The sequence below is a fragment of the Pseudomonas sp. AC211 genome (genome assembly GCF_979258055.1).
The window spans coordinates 560641-583108 of the sequence record NZ_OZ409830.1 but is presented as its reverse complement, the minus strand read 5'-3'; the positions used below and the strand labels follow the sequence as shown (position 1 = coordinate 583108).

Annotated in this window: 14 protein-coding genes, 1 tRNA gene and 4 pseudogenes; 10 read left to right on the top strand and 9 right to left on the bottom strand. The window is 60.3% G+C overall.

Annotated features, from left to right (window positions below; all coding sequences use genetic code 11):
• Window positions 1–11: 11 nt before the first annotated feature.
• A pseudogene (gene ettA, locus ACZZZP_RS02820) lies at window positions 12–1678 on the bottom strand (energy-dependent translational throttle protein EttA).
• Between the two features lie 415 nt (window positions 1679–2093).
• Between ettA and ACZZZP_RS02815 the strand changes: the two are divergent.
• Window positions 2094–6224: a sensor domain-containing protein gene (locus tag ACZZZP_RS02815; protein WP_463384632.1), complete on the top strand. Its 4131-nt coding sequence runs from the start codon at window positions 2094–2096 to the stop codon at window positions 6222–6224.
• Window positions 6225–6431: 207 nt separating this feature from the next.
• Window positions 6432–7685: a serine hydroxymethyltransferase gene (gene glyA / locus ACZZZP_RS02810; RefSeq protein ID WP_463381733.1), complete on the top strand. Its 1254-nt coding sequence runs from the start codon at window positions 6432–6434 to the stop codon at window positions 7683–7685.
• A gap of 86 nt (window positions 7686–7771) precedes the next feature.
• Here glyA and ACZZZP_RS02805 read toward each other — a convergent pair whose 3' ends face one another.
• The 6 genes from ACZZZP_RS02805 to hemA all read right to left on the bottom strand — a co-directional run bounded on the left by ACZZZP_RS02805 (window position 7772) and on the right by hemA (window position 13191).
• Window positions 7772–8284, bottom strand: coding sequence for an acyloxyacyl hydrolase (locus ACZZZP_RS02805; protein ID WP_463536243.1), 513 nt, complete (start codon window positions 8282–8284; stop codon window positions 7772–7774).
• A gap of 150 nt (window positions 8285–8434) precedes the next feature.
• The gene (murI, locus tag ACZZZP_RS02800; RefSeq protein ID WP_463536242.1) at window positions 8435–9229 is read right to left on the bottom strand and encodes a glutamate racemase; all 795 of its coding nucleotides are present in this window, start codon (window positions 9227–9229) and stop codon (window positions 8435–8437) included.
• Window positions 9226–9987, bottom strand: coding sequence for a molybdopterin-synthase adenylyltransferase MoeB (locus ACZZZP_RS02795; protein WP_463381730.1), 762 nt, complete (start codon window positions 9985–9987; stop codon window positions 9226–9228). Before ACZZZP_RS02795 ends, murI begins: the two co-directional genes overlap by 4 nt.
• Entirely contained in the window at window positions 9980–10831 is an 852-nt protein-coding gene (gene prmC / locus ACZZZP_RS02790) for a peptide chain release factor N(5)-glutamine methyltransferase (RefSeq protein ID WP_463381729.1), read from the bottom strand. The genes ACZZZP_RS02795 and prmC overlap by 8 nt, the downstream gene beginning before the upstream one ends.
• Window positions 10832–10834: 3 nt before the next feature.
• Complete coding sequence (prfA, locus tag ACZZZP_RS02785; RefSeq protein WP_463381728.1) at window positions 10835–11917, bottom strand: peptide chain release factor 1; 1083 nt, start codon at window positions 11915–11917, stop codon at window positions 10835–10837.
• The gene (hemA, locus tag ACZZZP_RS02780) at window positions 11914–13191 is read right to left on the bottom strand and encodes a glutamyl-tRNA reductase (protein WP_463536241.1); all 1278 of its coding nucleotides are present in this window, start codon (window positions 13189–13191) and stop codon (window positions 11914–11916) included. Before hemA ends, prfA begins: the two co-directional genes overlap by 4 nt.
• Before the next feature lie 197 nt (window positions 13192–13388).
• Here hemA and ACZZZP_RS02775 point away from each other — a divergent pair.
• The 8 genes and pseudogenes from ACZZZP_RS02775 (at window position 13389) to ychF (ending at window position 20178) form a co-directional block, all read left to right on the top strand.
• A pseudogene (locus tag ACZZZP_RS02775) lies at window positions 13389–15117 on the top strand (tetratricopeptide repeat protein).
• The gene (gene lolB, locus ACZZZP_RS02770) at window positions 15118–15735 is read left to right on the top strand and encodes a lipoprotein insertase outer membrane protein LolB (protein WP_463381727.1); all 618 of its coding nucleotides are present in this window, start codon (window positions 15118–15120) and stop codon (window positions 15733–15735) included.
• A pseudogene (gene ispE, locus ACZZZP_RS02765) lies at window positions 15735–16587 on the top strand (4-(cytidine 5'-diphospho)-2-C-methyl-D-erythritol kinase). The gene lolB and the pseudogene ispE overlap by 1 nt, the downstream one beginning before the upstream one ends.
• Before the next feature lie 33 nt (window positions 16588–16620).
• A tRNA-Gln gene (locus ACZZZP_RS02760) sits at window positions 16621–16695 on the top strand.
• Window positions 16696–16741: 46 nt separating this feature from the next.
• Window positions 16742–17683: a ribose-phosphate pyrophosphokinase gene (locus ACZZZP_RS02755; protein WP_108098481.1), complete on the top strand. Its 942-nt coding sequence runs from the start codon at window positions 16742–16744 to the stop codon at window positions 17681–17683.
• 127 nt (window positions 17684–17810) lie between these two features.
• The gene (locus ACZZZP_RS02750; protein ID WP_463381725.1) at window positions 17811–18422 is read left to right on the top strand and encodes a 50S ribosomal protein L25/general stress protein Ctc; all 612 of its coding nucleotides are present in this window, start codon (window positions 17811–17813) and stop codon (window positions 18420–18422) included.
• 31 nt (window positions 18423–18453) lie between these two features.
• Window positions 18454–19038: an aminoacyl-tRNA hydrolase gene (gene pth / locus ACZZZP_RS02745; protein WP_122492981.1), complete on the top strand. Its 585-nt coding sequence runs from the start codon at window positions 18454–18456 to the stop codon at window positions 19036–19038.
• Window positions 19039–19078: 40 nt separating this feature from the next.
• Window positions 19079–20178 (top strand): annotated as a pseudogene (gene ychF, locus ACZZZP_RS02740) (redox-regulated ATPase YchF).
• 96 nt (window positions 20179–20274) lie between these two features.
• On the opposite strand, the gene ACZZZP_RS02735 reads toward ychF, so the two are convergent.
• Complete coding sequence (locus tag ACZZZP_RS02735; RefSeq protein WP_463381724.1) at window positions 20275–20997, bottom strand: acid phosphatase; 723 nt, start codon at window positions 20995–20997, stop codon at window positions 20275–20277.
• A gap of 99 nt (window positions 20998–21096) precedes the next feature.
• Window positions 21097–22236 carry an OmpA family protein gene (locus ACZZZP_RS02730; protein WP_463536240.1) on the bottom strand — a complete coding sequence of 380 codons (1140 nt, stop codon included), beginning with the start codon at window positions 22234–22236 and terminating at the stop codon, window positions 21097–21099.
• Between the last annotated feature and the right edge of the window lie 232 nt (window positions 22237–22468).

Below are 22468 nucleotides of genomic sequence, written 5' to 3'. Positions count from 1 at the left end.
CAACCCAACGCTTACTGCGCCAGTTTCTTGTGCCGTACCCGATGCGGCTGGGCGGCTGCGTCGCCGAGGCGTTTTTGCGGTCGGCTTCGTATTCGGTGTAGTTGCCTTCGAAGAACACCGCTTGCGAGTCGTCTTCGTACGCGAGGATGTGAGTCGCTACGCGGTCCAGGAACCACCGATCGTGAGAGATCACAATGGCAGCGCCGGGAAGTCGAGCAGTGCCTCTTCCAGCGAACGCAGGGTTTCCACGTCGAGGTCGTTGGACGGTTCGTCGAGCAGCAGCACGTTGGCGCCCTCTTTGAGCGTCAACGCCAGATGCAAGCGGCCACGCTCACCACCGGAAAGGTCTTTGACGAACTTCTGCTGGTCGCCGCCTTTGAAGTTGAAGCGACCCACATAGGTACGCGACGGTACTTCGTAGTTGCCGATCTTGATCATGTCCGGAGCCGTCGGAAACCATTTCCCACACGGTTTTGTTGCCGTCGAGGTCGTCGCGGCTCTGGTCGACGCAGGCCAGCTTCACGGTTTCGCCTACTTCGATGCTGCCCGAATCCGGCGTTTCCTTGCCCATGAGCATGCGGAACAGGGTCGACTTACCGGCACCGTTACCACCGATCACGCCGACGATGGCGCCTTTGGGCATGCTGAACGACAGGTTGTCGATCAGCGCGCGGTCGCCGTAGCCTTTGCTGACGTTGACGAAGTCGATGACCTTGTCGCCCAGGCGCGGGCCAGCGGGGATGTAGATTTCGTTGGTTTCGCTGCGCTTCTGGAATTCCTGCGATTGCATTTCTTCGAAGCGTTGCAGACGGGCCTTGGATTTCGACTGGCGGGCTTTGGCGCCTTTGCGCACCCACTCCAGTTCTTCTTTCATGGCCTTTTCATGAGCCGACTGCTGCTTGGACTCTTGCGCCAAGCGGTCGGACTTAGCCTCCAGCCAGCCGGAATAGTTGCCTTCGTACGGAATGCCGGCGCCGCGGTCGAGTTCCAGAATCCAGCCGGCGACGTTGTCGAGGAAGTAACGGTCGTGCGTGATCGCAACCACGGTGCCAGGGAAGTCGTGGAGGAAGTGCTCCAGCCAAGCCACCGAGTCGGCGTCCAGGTGGTTGGTCGGTTCGTCGAGCAGCAGCATGTCCGGCGCGGACAGCAGCAAGCGGCACAGGGCGACGCGACGTTTCTCACCACCGGAGAGATGAACGACTTTTGCGTCCCAGGCCGGCAGACGCAAGGCGTCGGCAGCCACTTCCAGCTGACGCTCGAGGTTGTGGCCGTCGGAGGCTTGCAGAATGGCTTCCAGCTTGCCTTGTTCCGCGGCAAGGGCGTCGAAGTCGGCGTCTGGCTCGGCGTAAGCGGCGTATACCTCGTCGAGGCGCGCTTGGGCGTTTTTGATCACGCTCACGGCTTCTTCGACGACTTCGCGGACGGTTTTTTCTGGGTCCAGCTGCGGCTCTTGCGGCGGGTAGCCAATGTTCAGGTCCGGCATCGCGCGGGCTTCGCCGTTAAATTCGGTGTCGACGCCCGCCATGATTTTTAGCAGCGTGGACTTACCCGAACCGTTGAGGCCGAGCACGCCGATTTTGGCGCCGGGGAAGAAAGAGAGAGAAATATTCTTAAGAATTTCCCGCTTCGGCGGCACTACTTTGCCCAGCCGATGCATGGTGTAGACGTATTGAGCCATGAGGAACCCAGCTTCTATGAGAGGTGTCTTGATAAGGGGAGGCACAAGCCGAAGGGCTTATGCGCAGCGATAAGTAGGTCAGCCTAGTCATCGCTTGGGCGCAGAGCCAAGTGCCTGCAAGGCAACCGGTCGAGCGGGCTCACGCGTGTGCCGCAAAGCTACCGTAATGTGCCGAACAGGGCAAACCGGCACTCGTCGGCATAGCTGGCACTTTGCCACACATGTAGGCATTCTTAGCCGTTTTGGACGACCTGCCGCCGTTGGCAGCCGTTAACCTGCTACATCTGTAGTAGCCGTCAGCGCAGGATTTTCGCCAGTGCCTCGATCTCTCACCCATAAGCGCGTCCCCGGCGATCCACTCGCCGCTTCCTTGCCGAATTCGGTAAAGGGCGCATTGGTGGCGCTCGTTGTGTTGATGCTGGGTCTGCTGTTCTGGCAGCTGTATCACGAGGTGCAACAGAGCACCGACAACCGTGAAAAGCGTGAGCATGAGTACAGCCAGCAGTTGGCTGAGCACATTGGGCTGAACATTAAACTGCGCGCCGACGCTGCCCTCGCGTTGCTGAGCCAGACCGCCGCACAGCCGCCTGCCCCCGAGCAAACCGGTGAGTTGTTGGACAACCTGCGGGCCATCTTTCCGTCGTTACAGAGCATCGTCTGGTTGGACGCCGACGGGCGTTCGCTGGCAGATACTCAGCCCAATGCCACCGACGCGGCGTTCATTGCCGCTCTGCACCAGCGCAATCAGGGCCAGTCCTATCAATACGTGTTCAGCCCGGTTGGCGAGGGAATGATCTACGCCTATTTGCACAAGGCTGACGACTCCGGCGACTGGGTGGTTCGTATTGGCTTGGAGCAAGTACGCCGTACGTTGGGCGAGCTGTACACCGGCGAGCACCGCTGGCAGCTGATCGACCATCAAAGCCACCGCGTCGTGGCGGAACACCCTATCCCCAGCGGCGGCGGTACGCAGCTGACTGGCCCGCTGCAAATAGCCGATTCCGTGCATCTGGTTCCCTTGCCCGGCACCGACTTGATGGTGCGCAGCCTGTTCGACCGCCAGCTCGGCTGGTCGGAACAATTGTCGGCGATCACCGGCAAGTTCCTGCTGTTTATGGCGTGCGCCTTCCTGGCCTTGCTGGCGCTGGTGCGGTTGCTGCGCGAACAGCGGCGCTTGCGGGAAATGACCACCGCCTCGCGGCGTGAGCTGCGCGACGCCGCGACCGCGCTTGGCGCCATTGAAGAACGCGTAGTGGTGACGGACGTGACCGGCCATGTGCGCTACCTGAACCCACAAGCGGCCGTGCTGTTTGGCATGAAAACGTATGAAGCGCGCGGCCGGCATTTGCTCGATCTGCTGCCAGGGCTGGACCCGGCGTTATTGACAGACGCTGAGCAGTTCGAGGACGGCAACCCCGAGTGGATTGAGCTGGAGCAGCACGACCAGGTGCGCGTGTTCAGCATCACCCGCAGCCTGTTCAAAGACGGCGAGGAACACAGCCAGCCAGGGCACGTGTGGGTGCTGCGCGATGCCACCGAGCAGCAGATGGCGCTGCACATTCTTGAAGACACGCGCCGCCGTTATCAGGACATTTTCGAAGGCAGCGGCGTGGCCCACTGCGTGCTCGACCTGGCCGATCTGCGCACCTATCTGCACATTCACAACATCAACAGCCTGAGCGAGTTCGACCACTGGCTGCAGACCTACCCTCATTTGCACGAGGAGCTGATTCAGCACCTGCATATCACCGAACTCAACCAAGTGGCGCAGCAACTCCTGGGCGTCGAGTCCACGCGCGAGCTGTGGGATCACTTGGTAGATGTGGGCCCCATCGTGCCGGAGAACGTGCGCTACCAATTGATTGGCGCGGTGCTGAGCAAGCAGCGGCAAATCGAGATGGAAAGCCAGATTCTTACGCCGCAAGGCCACGAGCGTCATCTGTGGTTGGTGCTGCGTCTGCCCGAGCAGAACGATGATTTCCATGCGGTGACGGTGAGCATGAGCGACATCACCGCGCGCAAACGCATCGAGCTGTCGCTGATTGAGCGCGAACGTTTCTGGTCGGATGTGGCGCGCGCTGTGCCCGATACGTTGTACGTGCACGACATGACTGACCGCCGCGTTCTGTTCAGCAATAACCGCCTCGGCCAGCAGTTGGGCTACAGCGGCAAAGAGCTGCGCGAAATGCCGGGGCATTTCTGGGAAGTGGTGTTGCACCCTGACGACGCCGAGCAATACGCGCGCATGCGCAGCCTGCAACAGGTGGTGGGCGACGGTCACTTGCTGCAATGCCACCTGCGCTGGCGCCACCGCGACGGCAGTTGGCATTGGTTCGATATTCGCGAACAAGCCCTGAGCCGCACACCCGAGGGTCGCGTGCATCGCCTGATCGGAGTGGCCAAAGATGTCACCGATCAGATCGAAGCCAGCGAGCTGATGCGCAACAACGAGCGACGTTATCGCTTACTGGCCGAGAACATCAGCGACGTTATCTTCACCACCGACAACAACCTGCAGCTCGACTACGTCAGCCCATCGGCGCTGGCCATGTTCGGCTATACGCCGGAATGGATTATCAGCAACGGCTTCCACCCGCTGGCGGCCAACCCGCGCCAGCTGGCCGATGTCGACCAGTTGCTGCTGCGGGTGCGCGCGGCATTAAGCGACCCGCAGCGCCTGCGCGACCTGCGTCAGCAATTGGCGACGCGGTTGTTTATGGTCGATTGCGTGCGCGCCGACGGCCACAAACTGCCCACCGAAATGCGCCTGACCTTGATGTGGGACCAGGACGGCCGCTTCGAAGGCATGCTCGGCGTGGGTCGCAATATCAGCCAGCAGCGCCGCGCCGAGAAAGATTTGCGCATGGCTGCCACGGTGTTCGAACACTCCACGGCAGCCATTCTGGTCACCGACCCGGCCGGCTATATCGTGCAGGTCAACGAAGCGTTTTGTCGGGTCAGCGGCTACACCAGCGCTCAGGTGCTCGACCAACAGCCGGGCATGTTGATGGCCGATGGGCAACAGACCAGCCACCAGGCGTACATCCTCAGTCAGCTCGGGCAGAACGGCAGTTGGGAAGGCGAGGTGTGGCTCAAACGTCGCAATCAGGAAAACTTCCCGGCCTGGGTGGGCATTACGGCGGTGCACGACGATGAAGGCGACCTGGTCAGCTACGTCAGCTTCTTTAGCGATATCAGTGAACGTAAAGCCAGCGAGCAACGCATTCACCGCCTGGCGTATTACGACGCGCTGACCAACCTGCCCAACCGCACGCTGTTCCAGGACCGTCTGCACACCGCCTTGCAGCATGCCGAGCGGCATCTGGAGTGGGTGGTGCTGATGTTCCTCGACCTCGACCGCTTCAAGCCCATCAACGACTCGCTCGGCCACGCCGCCGGCGACCGTATGCTCAAAGACGTGGCGCAGCGTCTGGCCGCCTGCGTGGAGGTCGAGGACACCGTCGCGCGTATGGGCGGTGACGAATTCACCTTGCTGCTGCGCGCACGCGACACCCGCGACGGCGCCCTCACCCGCGCCATTCACGTGGCCGAACAGATTTTGGCCAGCCTGTCGCAGCCGTTCATTCTTGAAGGGCGCGAGTTTTTCGTCACCGCCAGTATCGGCATTGCCCTCAGCCCGCAAGACGGCGACGAGCTGAGCCAATTGATGAAGAATGCCGACACCGCCATGTACCACGCCAAAGAGCGCGGCAAAAACAACTTCCAGTTTTATCAGGCCGCCATGAACGCCACGGCGCTGGAACGCCTGGAACTGGAAAGCGACCTGCGCCACGCCCTTGATCAGCAGCAATTCGTGCTCTATTACCAGCCGCAATTCAGCGCCAACGGCCAACGGCTTATTGGCGCGGAAGCGTTGTTGCGCTGGCAGCATCCGCACCGCGGCCTGGTGGCGCCGAATGAATTTATTCCGGTGCTCGAAGAACTGGGCCTGGTGGTCGACGTGGGCGACTGGGTGTTGGTGGAAGCCTGCCGACAAATGAACGCCTGGCATGCACAGGGCGTGAAGGTGCCGAAAGTGTCGGTCAACCTGTCGGCCCGGCAATTCGCCGAAGGCCAGCTCGGCCAACGCATCGCGCACATTCTGAAAACCAGTGGCTTGAGCCCGAGCTGCCTGGAGTTGGAGCTGACCGAAAGCATTCTGATGCGCGACGTGGAAGAAACCATGCAGGTGCTGGTGGGCTTCAAGCAGCTGGGGCTGAGCATTGCCGTGGACGACTTCGGCACCGGTTATTCCTCGCTCAATTACCTCAAGCAGTTCCCCATCGACGTGCTGAAAATCGACCGCAGTTTTGTCGATGGCCTGCCCAGCGGCGAGCAGGACGCGCAAATTGCCCGCGCCATTATCGCCATGGCCCACAGCCTCAACCTCGCGGTGATCGCCGAAGGCGTCGAAACCCAGGAACAGCTCGACTTCCTGCGCGAGCATGGCTGCGACGAAGTGCAGGGCTACCTGCTCGGCAAGCCCATGACCGCCCACCAACTGGCGGCACAGTTCAGCGGCAACGCACTGTTTATGCTGAGCTAAAGGTCTGCTGCGGGCTTGCCCGAAAATTTGAAAGCACAATGAGCCGCACTTGTCGGGCACATGACCGACCGTCATGTGCCTGTTTCCGACGTTTCCGGTAGAATCGCCCGCTTCCAATCTTCGGGCCAGCACAACCGCTGCTGGGCTAAGGTCAGGCAGTTTGGCCGACGACCGGAAGATCGTTAATGACCTTTACAGGAGTCCGCCATGTTTAGCCGTTCCACGACTATCGCCACCTACGACGCCGAACTTTTTGCCGCCATGGAGCAAGAAGCTCAGCGCCAGGAAGAGCACATCGAGCTGATCGCCTCGGAGAACTACACCAGCCCGGCGGTGATGGAAGCGCAAGGTTCGGTGCTGACCAACAAGTACGCCGAAGGCTATCCGGGCAAGCGTTACTACGGTGGCTGCGAGTACGTGGATATCGTTGAGCAACTGGCTATCGACCGCGCCAAGGAGCTGTTCGGCGCCGACTACGCCAACGTGCAACCGCACGCGGGTTCGCAGGCCAACAGCGCCGTGTACCTGGCCCTGCTCAATGCAGGCGACACCATTCTGGGCATGAGCCTGGCCCACGGCGGCCACCTGACCCACGGTGCGTCGGTTAGCTCGTCGGGCAAGCTCTACAACGCCGTGCAGTACGGCATCGACGGCAACGGCTTGATCGACTACGACGAAGTCGAGCGCCTGGCCGTTGAGCACAAGCCAAAAATGATCGTGGCCGGCTTCTCGGCTTACTCGCAAATTCTCGACTTCGCTCGCTTCCGCGCCATCGCAGACAAAGTGGGCGCCTACCTGTTCGTGGACATGGCCCACGTCGCCGGCCTGGTTGCCGCTGGCGTTTACCCCAACCCGGTGCCGTTCGCTGACGTGGTCACCACCACGACGCACAAAACCCTGCGCGGCCCACGTGGCGGCTTGATCCTGGCCAAGGCCAACGCCGAAATCGAGAAGAAGCTGAACTCCGCCGTATTCCCGGGCGGCCAAGGCGGCCCGCTGGAGCACGTGATCGCCGCCAAAGCGATCTGCTTCAAAGAAGCGCTGCAACCGGAATTCAAAACCTACCAGCAGCAAGTGGTGAAAAACGCCAAAGCCATGGCCGGCGTGTTTATCGAGCGCGGTTTTGACGTGGTGTCTGGCGGCACTGAAAACCACCTGTTCTTGCTGTCGCTGATCAAGCAGGACATTTCCGGTAAAGACGCCGATGCCGCTCTGGGCAAAGCCTTTATCACCGTGAACAAGAACTCGGTGCCTAACGATCCACGCTCGCCGTTCGTGACCTCCGGTCTGCGCTTCGGGACCCCGGCCGTCACCACCCGTGGCTTCAAGGAAGCAGAATGCCGCGAGTTGGCCGGCTGGATCTGCGACATCCTGGCGGACCTGAACAACGAAGTGGTGATCGACGCCGTGCGTGAGAAGGTCAAAGCCATCTGCGCCAAGCTGCCGGTTTACGGCAAATAAGCTCAAGCGCTGCCTTTATTCACGAAGGCGCAGAAACGAAAAAGCCCGGCCAAGAGCCGGGCTTTTTTTATGCCTGCAGCGTGGCCTTAGAAGGCGACGCGGTAGTGCACGGTGTACGCCTCTACACCATCGTTCGGCTGGCTGATGCCGGCGTTCGAATAGTGAATGGCGCGCAGGCCCACTTCCTGGCCGGCGAAGCGCAGGCCAAAGCCCAGGCGGTCTTCGGATTGGAAAGAGGAACCGAGGTCGTTGGTTTCAAGTTCGGTGTTGGCGAACAGCGCCACGCCGATACCGGCTTCTACATACGGGCGAACGTTTTCGCCGGCGAACTCGTAAACGAACACCGGGGCGAACGACACACTGTGGTTGCTGGAGGTTTTATCACCATCCCAGTACGTGTAACCCGCATCCCAGTAGCCGGTCAGACGACCGACGTCGCTCTGCCACCAACTGGTGCCGAAATCGAACTGAGTACCCAAGCGGTAAACCATCGTCGAATCACCTGTTTGACCAATGGCCACGGTGACATCGGCGGCATGCGCGGAAAGGGACAAACCAAGGGAAAGGGCTGCAGACGCAACCAAGGAAATCAACTTCATCGCAACGTCCTTTGTATCAGGTTGATCACAGATATCTGCGTAACGGCTGAATTATAGAAATTTTGGCTATAAACGAAAGACTCAACCCGCATTAAACAGCATTGAAAACTCACCCATGTTCGTGGGAAACGGTTCCAGGTGCCGGTGACTCTACCGCCCTAGCGGCGCAACGCTGGCCTCTCTGCCAACTAGGAGCGGCAGTACCTGAATTAGGTTCGATAAATTTCCACTCGACCACAAACGGGTGGCGGAACCGGGGCGATCGGCAAGCAAATTCTGTTCGCTGAGCAGCCGTTGCAGCTGCCGAGCGACCGCCATGCCGGTGTCGATGAGGGTCACCGAGGGCGGTACCAATTCCAGCAATAAGGGTTTGATAAACGGGTAATGGGTACAGCCCAGAATCAACGTGTCACACCCTTGCGCCAGCAGCAGCTCGACGTAACTGCGCAGCAGCTCACGAGTGACTTCGCTGTGCAGCTCGCCCGCTTCAATCAATTCAACCAACCCCGGGCAGGGCCGCGTAATAACCCGTACGTCGCTGGCGAAACGGTCGAGCAAGGCGGCGAACTTGGCGCTCCGCAAGGTGCCGGTCGTGGCCAGCACACCGACCACGCCGCTTCGCGTTGCCGCCGCAGCCGGCTTCACGGCGGGCTCCATGCCGATGATGGGCAACTGCGGATATTGCTCGCGCAGCTCGTTGATGCCCGCCGCCGTGGCGGTATTGCACGCCACCACAAGCGCCTTGGCGCCCTGCTCCATTAAAAAGTCGGTGATGACGGCGCTGCGCTGACGGATGAACTCAGGCGTTTTCTCGCCGTAGGGAACGTGGCCGCTGTCAGCGACGTACAGCAAGGTTTCGTTAGGCAACAGGCGCTGAATCTCGCCCAGCACAGAGAGCCCGCCAACGCCCGAATCGAACACGCCGACCGGCGCCGACTTGCTCATGGGCGAGACCCGCACACCGCGCAGGCGGGGTCGCGTTTAACCCGTAGCTCGCGAAAACGCGAGCCCACGGCATCGATCAGCAACAGTCGACCCACCAGCGGCTCACCAAAGCCGGCGAGTAGCTTCAGGGCCTCGAGCGCTTGCAGCGAGCCCACCAGACCAACGAGCGGGCCGACGACGCCGGCTTCACTGCAAGTCAGCTCAGCCTCGCTGCCATGCCCGTATAGGCAGTGGTAGCAAGGACTGCTGGTCTGACGCGGATCGAACACCGACAACTGGCCCTCAAGACGGATCGCCGCGCCACTCACCAGCGGCTTCCCGGCCGCGACGCAGGCGGCGTTCACCGCTTCGCGCGTGCCGAAATTGTCGGAGCAGTCCAGCACCAGATCCACCGCTGCAACGGCCGCGCTCATGCTGTCGGCATCCAGCGCTCGGCGGTGTGCGTGCAGGCTCACGTGGGGATTGATCGCCCGCAATCGGGATTGCATGGAGTCGACTTTGCTCTGGCCGACGCTGGCGGTGTCGTGGGCAATCTGGCGTTGCAGGTTGGTGACGTCGACGGTATCGAAGTCTGCCAAATGCAGCTCTCCGACGCCCGCTGCCGCCAGGTAAAGCGCCACCGGCGAACCGAGGCCACCTAGCCCTACGATCAGCGCGCGGCTGTTTTTCAGCCGTAGCTGGCCGTCGATGTCGATCTGGCTGAGCAGAATCTGCCGGCTGTAGCGCAGCAGTTCTTCATCCGTAAGCGAGTCATGCATTGTCGTAACGCCCCAGGCTGATTCGTTCATGGCCGCCCAAATCGCGACGGCTTTCAATGGCATTAAAGCCTTGTGCTGCCAGCAGCTCACGGACGGCGGCAGCCTGGTCAAAACCGTGTTCCAACAACAGCCAGCCGCCGGCAACCAAATGCGCGGGGGCGTGCTGAATAATCAAGCGAATATCGTCCAGCCCATCCTGACCCGACACCAGCGCACTGGCCGGCTCGAAGCGCACGTCGCCCTCGTCCAGATGGTGGTCGTCGGCGCGTATATAAGGAGGGTTGCTGACGATCAGGGCGAAGCGCTGAGCAGCGACGGCGCTGAACCAGTGACTGTGGCGAAAGCCCGCATTGGTGAGTTTGAGGCGCAGCCGATTGCGCTCGGCCAACGCCACCGCTTCGGGCACGCGATCAACGCCCGTTACCGTCCAGCCCGGTCGTTCGGTCGCGAGGGCCAAGGCGATAGCGCCGGTACCCGTGCCTAGATCGAGCGCCGCGATAGGGTTATGCGGCAACAACTCAAGGGCGGTTTCAACCAGCAGTTCGGTATCGGGGCGAGGAATCAGGGTGTGCGGCGCTACTTCCAGGTCCAAGCTCCAGAAGCCTTGCTGGCCAAGAATGTAGGCGACGGGTTCGCCTTGCTGGCGGCGGGCAATGGCGGCGTGAAAGCGCTGCAATTGCTCAGCATCGAGTTCGCGCTCCGGCCACGTGCGCAAGTAACTGCGCGGCTTGCCCAGCGCTGCGGCAAGCAAAAGCTCGACGTCCAATTGCGCGGTGTCTGAGCCCGGCAACGTCACGCTGGCCAGCAGGTGCTGAATGCTTGAGGCGCCGCCTTGGCCACTCAACCGTCAGTCCCCCAGCGCGGCCAGTTGGTCGGCCTGGTATTCGCTGAGCAACGGTTCGATAACGGCGTCAACGCCACCGGCCAACACGTCGTCCAGGTTATAGAGCGTGAGGTTGATACGGTGATCTGTGACGCGCCCCTGGGGAAAGTTGTACGTACGGATGCGCTCGGAGCGATCACCCGAGCCAACGAGCAAGCGACGCGTGTCCGAGATTTCTTTGTGCGCCGCGGCTTCCTGTTGATCGTTGAGCTTGGCCGACAACCAGGCCATGGCCTTGGCGCGGTTCTTATGCTGCGACCGTTCTTCCTGGCACTCGACAACGATGCCGGACGGAAGGTGGGTAATGCGGATCGCCGAGTCGGTTTTGTTTACGTGCTGACCGCCCGCGCCGGAAGAACGGTACGTGTCGACGCGCAAGTCTGCCGGATTGATTTCGATCGCTTGCTGCTCATCCGGCTCCGGCAACACCGCGACGGTGCAAGCGGACGTATGAATGCGCCCCTGCGACTCGGTTTCCGGCACGCGCTGCACGCGATGCGCGCCGGATTCGAATTTGAGTTTGGCGTACACGTTGTCGCCTTCCACGCGAGCGATCACTTCTTTATAGCCGCCGTGCTCGCCGATGTTTTCCGACAAAATTTCCACCCGCCAGCCGCGTTTTTCGGCGTAACGCGAGTACATGCGAAACAGGTCGCCAGAAAAAATCGCCGCCTCGTCGCCGCCAGTGCCAGCGCGCACTTCGAGGAACACGTTGCGGCCGTCGTTAGGGTCTTTGGGCAAAAGCATGCGTTGCAGGCGGGCTTCCAGATCGGCCAGCAACTCTTTGCTGTCGGCCACTTCTTGCTCGGCCATTTCGCGCATGTCCGGGTCGCTGTCTTTGAGCAGCGCCTGGGCGCCCTGCATGTCGGCAGTGACTTTGCGGAATTCCTGCAACAGCTGCACCACCGGCTCGACCTCGGCGTACTCCTTGGAATACGCGCGGAACTTGCTCTGATCGCTGATCACCTCGGCGTCGCCCAGCAGCGCCGTCAGTTCTTCGTAGCGGTCGTGGATCATGTCCAGTTTATTCAGCAGTGACGCTTTCATTGCGGGGTTTTATCCGTGGTGCTCTCGTCGAGCGCAAAGAGTTCCTGGGCCACGGTCAACGCATCGATGCGCCCGTCAGCCGAGAGTTTTTTCAATTGCACGCTCGGCGCGTGCAGCAACTTATTGGTCAGGCCACGGGCCAGTTGCGCCAGCGCTTCTTCGGCCGAGGTGCCATTGGCGAGCAGACGCTGCGCCTTGGCCAGCTCGTCATCGCGCAGCCGTTCGGCTTGCTGGCGGTACGCCTTGAGCACATCGACGGCAGCCAATTCACGCAGACGCGACATGAAGTCGCTGGTGCCGACGGCGACCAATTCTTCAGCGGCCTGGGCAGCGCCTTGGCGGCTTTTGAGGTTTTCGGCGATTACATCGTGGAGGTCGTCGACGGTATAGAGGTACACGTCGTCCAGCTCGCCCACTTCGGGCTCGATGTCGCGCGGCACGGCGATGTCGACCATAAAGATCGGTTTGTGCTTGCGCTGCTTCAGCGCACTTTCCACCGCACCTTTGCCGAGAATCGGCAACTGGCTGGCGGTAGAGCTGATGACGATATCGCTGCTGATCAGCTCTTGAGGAATCTCCGACAGCAACACCGCGTGGGCGCCGAACTGCTCGGCCAGTTGACTGGCGCGCTCAAGGGTGCGGTTGGCCACTACAATGCGTTTCACGCCCTGCTCATATAAATGCCGGGCCACCAACGTAATGGTTTCGCCGGCACCGATTAGCAGGGCCTGACTGTTATTGAGGTTGCTGAAAATCTGCTTGGCCAGGCTGACGGCAGCGAAGGCCACGGACACCGGGTTCTCGCCAATGGCGGTGTCGGTGCGCACTTGTTTGGCGGTGCTAAAAGTGGCTTGAAACAGGCGCCCAAGCAGCGGGCCGACGGTGCCGGCTTCACGGGCAACGGCGTAGGCAGATTTCATCTGACCGAGGATCTGTGGCTCGCCGAGCACCATGGAATCAAGGCCCGAGGCCACGCGCATCATGTGCCGCACGGCAGAGTCATCCTGGTGCACATAGGCGCAGGCTCGCAGTTCGTCGAGGCTGAGGTTGTGGTAATCGGCCAGCCAGGCCAGCACGCTATCGGCGGTCAGGCTGTCTTGCTCGATGTACAACTCGCTGCGGTTACAGGTAGACAGAATGGCCGCCTCGCGGCTCGCGGTGCGCGCACACAATTGCTGCAATGCCTCAACCAACTGCTCCGGGGTGAACGCCACACGTTCGCGGACGTCCACCGAGGCGGTCTTGTGGTTGATACCGAGGGCAAGAAAGGTCATGCAGGGTCGCTGACAGAAACGGGAAGCCGCCAATTGTCCTACTTCACTAGAGTGAGAACAACCACCGCTCACTATTGTCCTAATAGCCGGTAGCCTGTCTCGCACAGCCAACCATAGATAGGCGCTTGCCCCATGGGTTTTGCCCCACGGCTTGTGTCATGATGCCCGCACCGCAGGTAAGTCGCCCTTTCCTATATATGAATAAATCGTTGCCATTGTTCGCCGCCGTCTTGTTTCTCGGGGGCTGCGCCAGCCTGAGCCCATCCAAGCAGGATGGCGTACCGCCGGTGGAAGACACCGCGCCGGTCGCCGTTGCCAAGCCTCAGGTGTACGGTTCGTTTAGCGAAGAAACGCTGCTTTCCTTGCTCACCGCCGAGCTTGCCGGGCAACGTAACCGCTTCGACATTGCCCTGGAAAATTACATTCAGCAGGCCAACGAAACCCAAGACGCCGCAGTCGCCGAGCGAGGGTTTCGCATCGCTGAGTACCTCGGCGCCGACGAACCCGCGCTGGAAATGTCGCTGATCTGGGCCAAGAACGCGCCAGAGAACCTTGAAGCGCAACGTGCCGCCGCCATTCAGTTGGCCCGCGCCGGCCGCTACGACGAATCCATGGTGTACATGGAAAAAGTGCTGCAAGGCCAAGGCGACACGCACTTCGATTTCCTTGCCCTCTCCGCTGCCGAAACCGATCCCGACACCCGCGCCGGCTTGCAACAAAGCTTCGACCGTCTGCTGGTGAAATACCCGGACAACGGTCAGCTGCTGTTCGGCAAAGCGCTGTTACTGCAGCAAGACGGACACCCCCGACGCCGCCCTTCAGTTGCTGGAAGATCAGAAAGCCGCGACCCATGACGTCGCCCCGCTGCTGCTACGCGCTCGCCTGCTGCAAAGCATGAAGCGCAGCGACGAAGCCATTCCGCTGTTGGAAAAAGGCATCAAGCAACACCCGGACGACAAGCGCCTGCGCTTGGCTTATGCGCGCCTTCTAGTCGAACAGAACCGCCTCGATGACGCCAAGGTCGAGTTCGCGTCCCTGGTTCAACAGTTTCCCGATGACGATGACCTGCGTTTCTCGCTTGCGTTGGTGTGCCTGGAAGCCGGGGCTTGGCAGGAAGCGATCGGCTATCTGCAGGACTTGGTTGAACGCGAGAGTCATGTTGACGCCGCGCACTTCAACCTCGGCCGCGCCTATGAAGAACTGAAAGACCCGAACAATGCCGTTCAGGAGTTCAGCCAAGTCGGCCCAGGTAACGATTATCTGCCGGCGCAGCTGCGTCAGGCCAACATTCTGTTCGACACCGGCCGCAGCAGCGAAGCCTCGAAGGTGCTCGCCGAAGCCCGCGAAACCCAGCCGGATTACGCCATTCAGCTGTACCTGATCGAAGCCGAAGCGCAGTCCAGCCGGCAGCATTACGACCAAGCCTGGGCGGTGATTCAGCGCGCACTAAAGCAGTACCCGGACGATCTCAACCTGCTTTACACCCGCTCGATGCTCGCCGAAAAGCGCAACGACCTGAAGCAGCTCGAAGCGGACCTGCGCACCATCCTCAGCCGCGAGCCGGACAACTCCATGGCGCTTAACGCGCTGGGCTACACGCTGGTCGACCGCACCACGCGCTATGCCGAAGGCCGAGACCTGATTCAAAAAGCCCACAAACTGAGCCCCGACGATCCGGCGATTCTCGACAGCCTGGGTTGGGCCAACTACCGCACCGGCAATCTCGACGAAGCTGAGCGCCTATTGCGTCAGGCGTTGGAGCGTTTCCCCGACGCCGAAGTGGCGGCACATTTGGGCGAAGTGCTGTGGGCCAACGGCAAGCAGTCCGAAGCTAAAAAAGTGTGGGCAGCGGCTCAAAAAGAACAGCCTGACAACTCCATCCTGCGCGAAACCCTGTTGCGCCTGACCGGTTCCGAGAAGCTTTAAATGCGTTTGCGCCACCTCATTGTTATCGGCCTGCTTGCCGCCCTCAGCGGCTGTGCCGGCCTCACCTCCCATGAATCGTTGGACGGCCAGGGCCACCCGGCCAAATGGCAGGCGCATAAAACGCGCACGGCTGCCCTGAACGGCTGGCAGATCAGCGGCAAGGTCGGGATACGCGCGCCAAAAGATTCAGGTAGCGGCACGCTGTTCTGGCTGCAGCGCCAAGATTATTTCGACATTCGCCTCTCCGGCCCACTGGGTCGCGGCGCCGCACGACTGACTGGCCACGCCGGCGACGTCACGCTGGAGGTAGCCAATCAGGGACGCTACCAAGCAGAAACGCCCGAGGCGCTGCTGGAAGAGCAACTCGGTTGGAAGCTGCCGATTTCACACCTGACCTGGTGGGTGCGCGGCCTTCCCGCGCCAGACAGCAAAAGCAGTCTCACGCTCGACAGCGAGAGCCACTTGCAACGTCTGAGTCAGGACGGTTGGCAGGTTGAGTACCTCAGCTATGCCGAGCAAAACGGTTATTGGCTGCCCGAGCGCATGAAGCTGCACGGCCGCGACCTCGACCTCACCCTGGTGATCAAGGACTGGCAACCGCGCCAGTTGGGCCAGTGATGCCGGCTGCTCGTTTGACCTTGCCGGCCCCGGCAAAACTCAACCTTATGCTGCACATCCTCGGCCGCCGCGCCGACGGCTACCACCAGTTGCAAACCCTGTTTCAGTTTCTCGACTACAGCGATGAGCTGACCTTCGCGCTGCGCGAAGACGGCGAGATTCGCCTGCACAGCGACATCGAAGGCGTCCCCCACGACAGCAACTTGATCGTCAAAGCCGCACGCCAACTGCAAAGCAAAAGCGCGTGCTCGCTGGGTGCCGATATCTGGCTGGAAAAACGTCTGCCCATGGGCGGCGGTATTGGCGGCGGCAGTTCCGATGCCGCCACTACATTGCTGGGCCTCAATCATATTTGGCAGCTCGGCTGGAGCCTCGACCAACTCGCCGAATTGGGCGTGAATCTGGGCGCCGATGTGCCCGTATTTGTGAAGGGTCATGCGGCATTTGCAGAAGGCGTTGGCGAGGTGCTGACCCCAGTGGAATTGGACGAAGCGTGGTTTCTGGTGGCGATACCGCAAGTATCTGTCAGCACAGCAGAAATTTTCTCAGACCCGGAGTTGACACGCGATACTCCCGCGATTACATTGTCGGCCGTTCTCGAGCGGGGCGGTCGTAATGACTGTCAGTCGGTGGTCGAGAGGCGTTACCCAGATGTTCGTAACGCTTTGATCTTGCTAAACAAATTTGTTTCAGTTAGATTAACCGGCACTGGTTGTTGTGTTTTTTGGGAGCTTCCCTAACAAAGCCGAAGCTGATAAAGTCGCGGCCCAACTTCCAGCCTCCCTGCCAGGGTTTGTTGCTAAAGGTTGTAACGTTTCGATGTTGCACCAGCGGTTACAAGCACTGTCCTGAGAAGCGGATGCTAAGCATCCAGTTGCACACTACAGGGGCGTCGCCAAGCGGTAAGGCAGCAGGTTTTGATCCTGCCATGCGTTGGTTCGAATCCAGCCGCCCCTGCCATTTTCTATACTCATCCAGGTATACCCTCAGCCGGCAGGTACTGCGCGTGTCCAAGATGATGGTCTTTACGGGGAATGCTAACCCCGATCTGGCGCGACGTATCGTACGTCAGCTGCATATCCCACTCGGCGATGCCTCCGTTGGAAAATTTTCCGATGGCGAAATCAGCATTGAAATCAACGAAAACGTTCGCGGTAAAGACGTCTTCCTGATCCAGCCGACATGCGCGCCAACCAACGATAACCTGATGGAACTGGTGGTAATGGCCGACGCCTTCCGCCGCTCCTCGGCTACTCGAATCACAGCCGTGATCCCCTACTTCGGTTACGCCCGCCAGGATCGCCGTCCGCGCTCCGCTCGCGTGGCAATCAGCGCCAAAGTGGTGGCTGACATGCTGACCGTCGTCGGTATCGACCGCGTTCTGACTGTTGATTTGCACGCCGACCAGATTCAGGGCTTCTTCGATATTCCGGTAGATAACATCTACGGTTCGCCAGTACTGGTGGACGACATCGAAGACCAACGTTTCGAAAATCTGATGATCGTGTCTCCGGACATTGGCGGTGTAGTGCGTGCTCGCGCTGTCGCCAAATCCTTGGGCGTGGATCTGGCCATCATCGACAAACGTCGTGAGAAGGCCAACCACTCCGAAGTGATGCACATCATTGGTGATGTTGAAGGCCGTACCTGCATCCTGGTGGATGACATGGTCGACACCGCTGGCACACTCTGCCACGCGGCAAAGGCTCTGAAAGAACACGGCGCTGCCAAGGTGTTTGCCTACGCAACGCACGCCGTTCTCTCCGGTCGCGCCATCGAGAACATCGAAAATTCCATGCTCGACGAACTGGTGGTGACCAACACCATCCCGTTGTCGGCAGCTGCTCAAGCCTGCAAACGTATCCGTCAATTGGATATCGCGCCGGTAGTCGCTGAGGCGGTACGCCGCATCAGCAATGAAGAATCGATCAGCGCGATGTTCCGCTAAGGGCTAATTCCCTGGCAGCATGACGCAGAACGAAAGTGCCCCGCCTCGTGCGGGGCTTTTTTGCCTCACCGCTTACCGTTGCCGGTCGCAAGCAACAGCGCGGTGAAGTTTATTTTGGAGATTCACCATGACTGATTTTGCCCTGAATGCTGAAGTGCGTTCCGACCTGGGGAAAGGTGCGAGCCGCCGCCTGCGTCGTCTCGCCGCCCAAATTCCTGCCGTAGTTTACGGTGGCGACAAAGCGCCTGTTTCCATCACCTTGCTGGCTAAAGAAATCGCCAAACTGCTGGAAAACGAAGCTGCCTACAGCCACGTCATCACCCTGACCGTTGGCGGCGCTGCTGAAACCGTAGTGATCAAAGCCCTGCAACGTCACCCGGCTAAAGGTCACGTGATGCACGCTGACTTCGTCCGCGTTGTTGCTGGCCAAAAACTGACCGTCCTCGTTCCATTGCACTTCATCAACCAGGAAACTGCAGTTGGCGTGAAGCAGCAAGGTGGCGAAGTTTCCCACACCGCTGCTGAAGTTGAAGTGTCCTGCGAGGCTAAAGACCTGCCGGAATTCATCAACGTCGACATGGCTAAAGTAGAAATCGGTCAGATCGTTCACCTGTCGGACCTGACTCTGCCAGCTGGCGTTGAACTGGTTGCTCTGGCACACGGCAAAGACTTGCCAGTTGCCAACATCCACGCTTCGCGCGTACCGAAAGAAGATGAAGCAGAAGGCGCAGCCGAGTAATTCTCGCCTCGTCTAAGGAAGGGCTCCTGTCGTGACTGCCGTACAACTGATCGTCGGCCTGGGTAATCCAGGCGCTGAATACGAACAGACCCGGCATAACGCAGGGGCCCTTTTTGTTGAGCGTCTCGCTGCGGCCCAACGGGTCAATCTGGTAGCAGAGCGCAAATTTTTCGGCCTGACGGCGCGTTTCAGCCATCAAGGTCACGATATTCGTCTGTTGATTCCCACTACCTATATGAACCGCAGCGGCCAGGCTGTTGCCGCCATGGCCGGTTTCTACCGCGTTCCGGTAGACGCCATTCTGGTAGCCCACGACGAACTCGACATGCCTCCCGGCGTCGCCAAATTCAAGCAAGGCGGCGGACACGGCGGGCACAACGGCTTGCGCGACATCATTGCGCAACTCGGCAATCAAAATACCTTTCACCGTTTGCGGCTTGGCATTGGCCACCCCGGTGAAGCCAGCAAGGTATCCGGCTTTGTACTGGGTCGTGCGCCTCGCGCCGAGCAGGACAAACTGGACGCCAGCATCGATTTTGCCCTCGGCGTGATGCCAGAGGTTTACGCCGGGGAATGGAACCGGGCGATGAAACTTCTGCACAGCCAAAAGGCTTGACCCTTCTTTTTAGCGAATTCACTTCCGCGAGGATTACACCATGGGATTTAACTGCGGCATCGTCGGCCTGCCCAACGTCGGCAAGTCCACCCTGTTCAACGCCCTGACCAAATCCGGTATCGCGGCGGAGAACTTCCTTTCTGCACCATCGAGCCGAACAGCGGCATCGTGCCCATGCCGGACCCGCGTCTCGACGCCCTGGCGGCCATCGTCAATCCCAAGCGCATCCTGCCGACCACAATGGAATTCGTCGACATCGCAGGCCTGGTAGCCGGCGCGTCCAAAGGTGAAGGCCTGGGCAACAAATTCCTCGCCAACATTCGCGAGACTGACGCCATTGCCCACGTGGTGCGTTGCTTCGAAGACGACAACGTTATCCACGTTTCCAACAGCGTCGACCCCAAGCGCGACATCGAAATCATCGACCTGGAACTGATCTTCGCCGACCTCGACAGCTGTGAAAAACAACTGCAGAAAGTCACCCGCAACGCCAAGGGCGGCGACAAAGACGCCGTGGCTCAGAAAGCCTTGCTGGAACAACTGATCAACCACTTCACCGAAGGCAAGCCGGCACGCAGCCTGATGAAGAACATGAGCAGCGAAGAAAAGCTGATCATCCGTGGCTTCCACCTGCTGACCACCAAGCCGGTGATGTACATCGCCAACGTCGCCGAAGACGGCTTCGAGAACAACCCGCTGCTCGACGTGGTCAAGACCATCGCCGACGAAGAAGGCGCGATCGTGGTACCTGTCTGCAACAAGATCGAAGCGGAAATTGCCGAGCTTGATGACGGCGAAGAAAAAGACATGTTCCTCGAAGCCCTCGGCCTCGAAGAGCCTGGTCTGAACCGCGTGATTCGTGCCGGCTACGAAATGCTGCACCTGCAAACCTACTTCACCGCCGGCGTTGAAGAAGTGCGCGCCTGGACCGTGCGCGTCGGTGCCACCGCACCGCAAGCCGCTGGCGTGATTCACACCGACTTCGAAAAAGGCTTTATCCGCGCCGAAGTCATCGCCTACGACGACTTCATCCAGTTCAAAGGCGAAGCTGGCGCGAAAGAAGCCGGTAAATGGCGCCTGGAAGGCAAGGAGTACATCGTTAAAGACGGTGACGTCATGCACTTCCGCTTCAACGTCTAATCCGCTGAACAAAACCTCTGGGGGCTCGCCTCAGAGGTTTTGTGTTCACTACGCGCGCCGGGTTGTTCCTTGCCGGCACCAAACGCCCCACTTCCCCTACTTCACCTTAAGCGTGGCAAATTCATTTTTTGCCGCACTCAATGCGCGAGTGAACTCACCGTTGGCATGTAAGGCCGCGACTATGGCTGCGCCCATGAGCTGCCCGGCTTGTACGTCGCTCTGCCAATGCGCGCCGCACACGACCCGACTGACGCCAAACTCATGCCCGCGCCGCAGCAGCGCAACCTGACGGGCAGGATTGATCTCGGCCAGCACCAAGGCAATTGCCCATCCGAACGAGGCATGCCCGGATGGATACGAGCCGGTAGTCGCCATCTTTTTATCACGCTCCGGCGTACACGAAGCCTCTTTGTAAACCACAAAGGGACGAACTCTTTGGTAGCCGTCTTTGGCAGTGCTTACCGCGTAATCTTGACTGTCCTGCAGCACTCCCTGCAAAAGCGCATACAGCTTTGGTGTATGCGCTTGGGAGATTTCCACGCCAAATGCCTCGCTAAATCCAGGCCCGAAATTTTCATAACTCGCATCGCGGCTGGCGAGCTCCACGCGTGCAGCGTCGCGCAATACACGTCCCGTTTCATAAGCGGCTTTGTCAGCCTGGAAAGCGACCGTGTTCTCCCCAGGCGGTGCGGGCAAGACGGCCAAGCTATCGGGCGCCGTTTCCGCGCTGAGGAATCCAGCCTGTTCGCTGGCTGATACGTTAAACGCCCAAAAAAGAGCGCTGAAAATGGCGGCGGATGTCATCAACGTAAACTTCATAAACTGCGTCCCAACTTAGCCGATTAGAAAAACGCCGCCGCCTGCGCGGCAGCTAACCCAGCTTGAACATCGCGTTGGCGATAAGCGCGATGCCCAGCATCAAACACCCGACGCGCTCGCTGCCTCGTCTGGCCGAACAGAAGTGCAGGTTCCAGGCCCAGACACCCAGCGGATTTCAACCCGGCGATTGGCCGTCCGCCCGCTCGTTGTTTCATCAGCGTTTACGGGCTGGCTGGCGGCGAGTCCCTGAATGGCCACGCACTCGTCAGCGATTCCCGCCATGCGCTGCAACCAGTCGCGCACAGCGGCGGCCCGGGCCAAAGACAGGCGCTGATTGACGTGCGCATCGCCCGATGCGTCGGTGTGGCCAGAGATCATGATCAGCCTGCCCGGCTGGGCCGCAAGGCGCGCCAACGCGCCAATAAGCGCTTTGGTCGAGTCGGGCCCCAGCTCAGCGCTGCCGGCCGCGAATATCGTCAGCGTCGCCACATGAGCAGAAACCGCCGGCGCATCTGCGGCCAGCGGAAAAACGCTGCTCAATTCATACCCGCTGCGCTGCCCAACCCAGACACTGCCCCACGCCCCTAACCCGAGGATGCAGAGCGCGCCAGCCAGTGCAAAAAACCGCGGCAGGCGCGAAGCCTCCGGTTGAAAGCGCATCGGCGACACACAGTCACGAACCGGCGGGGAAGGCGCCGCGAGCATCTGTCGCTGCCCACGGTGTATGGCGCTGCGCACCAATTGGCGCAGGCTGTGCAGCGCCACCACGGGAAGGCGCAGCTGGCTGTCCAGGCGCTCATGAAAATTGCCCAGTGCAGTTTCCAGCTCGGCCAGCAGCGGCAAGTCGTGGGCGTGAAAATTCCCAGCGCGCAGCGGCCCCTGCAACTGAGTGAACACCCAGGTAAAAATTTCCAGTTTCGCCTGACTGCCAGGGGGCCAGGCGCGCGCATCGTGCAGGCGCACCACGCCGTCCATCAGCGCCACACCTTCAATCGTCCCCGCGACACCGAAGCGCTGACTGCGCGCCAATGCCAAGCACGCCATCGTCTGAAGGTCGACACCGTTGCGTTGCAGCAACGCCGTGCATAACCGCTCAACCTCCGCCCAGTTCACATCAGGGCGCGCCGGATGGTTGAGCTTGTTCAGCTCCTCGCGCAGCCTGCCGAATTCGGCGCAGACATGAGGGTCGCCGCCCAGGCGCAACGCGATGTCCGAGAGCGTCGCGTCCACTTCTCTCATTGCACCGCCGCAAAGTGCTGCTTCAAATGCCGCAGCAACACCTTCCCTTCTGGCGCCAGCGCCGCACCAAAGGTGGCGTGCTGGCCCGATTTCAACCGCACATCCAAAGCGTAATCGAGATGCCCCGGCCGTGTGGCCGGCAGCAAACGCATGACCACGGTGTCCAGGCGCGGCTCGTACTTGATCAACATCGCCTGCAATCGCCCCACCATGGCATGCGCCGTGCCGGTCA

Excerpts from the sequence above, each read along its gene's own strand:
- ACZZZP_RS02815 (WP_463384632.1), top strand. The coding sequence starts at position 2,094 with ATGCTGGGTCTGCTGTTCTGGCAGCTGTATCACGAGGTGCAACAGAGC.
- glyA (WP_463381733.1), top strand. The coding sequence starts at position 6,432 with ATGTTTAGCCGTTCCACGACTATCGCCACCTACGACGCCGAACTTTTT.
- ACZZZP_RS02805 (WP_463536243.1), bottom strand. The coding sequence starts at position 8,284 with ATGAAGTTGATTTCCTTGGTTGCGTCTGCAGCCCTTTCCCTTGGTTTG.
- murI (WP_463536242.1), bottom strand. The coding sequence starts at position 9,229 with ATGAGCAAGTCGGCGCCGGTCGGCGTGTTCGATTCGGGCGTTGGCGGG.
- ACZZZP_RS02795 (WP_463381730.1), bottom strand. The coding sequence starts at position 9,987 with ATGCATGACTCGCTTACGGATGAAGAACTGCTGCGCTACAGCCGGCAG.
- prfA (WP_463381728.1), bottom strand. The coding sequence starts at position 11,917 with ATGAAAGCGTCACTGCTGAATAAACTGGACATGATCCACGACCGCTAC.
- hemA (WP_463536241.1), bottom strand. The coding sequence starts at position 13,191 with ATGACCTTTCTTGCCCTCGGTATCAACCACAAGACCGCCTCGGTGGAC.
- lolB (WP_463381727.1), top strand. The coding sequence starts at position 15,118 with ATGCGTTTGCGCCACCTCATTGTTATCGGCCTGCTTGCCGCCCTCAGC.
- ACZZZP_RS02750 (WP_463381725.1), top strand. The coding sequence starts at position 17,811 with ATGACTGATTTTGCCCTGAATGCTGAAGTGCGTTCCGACCTGGGGAAA.
- ACZZZP_RS02735 (WP_463381724.1), bottom strand. The coding sequence starts at position 20,997 with ATGAAGTTTACGTTGATGACATCCGCCGCCATTTTCAGCGCTCTTTTT.
- ACZZZP_RS02730 (WP_463536240.1), bottom strand. The coding sequence starts at position 22,236 with ATGAGAGAAGTGGACGCGACGCTCTCGGACATCGCGTTGCGCCTGGGC.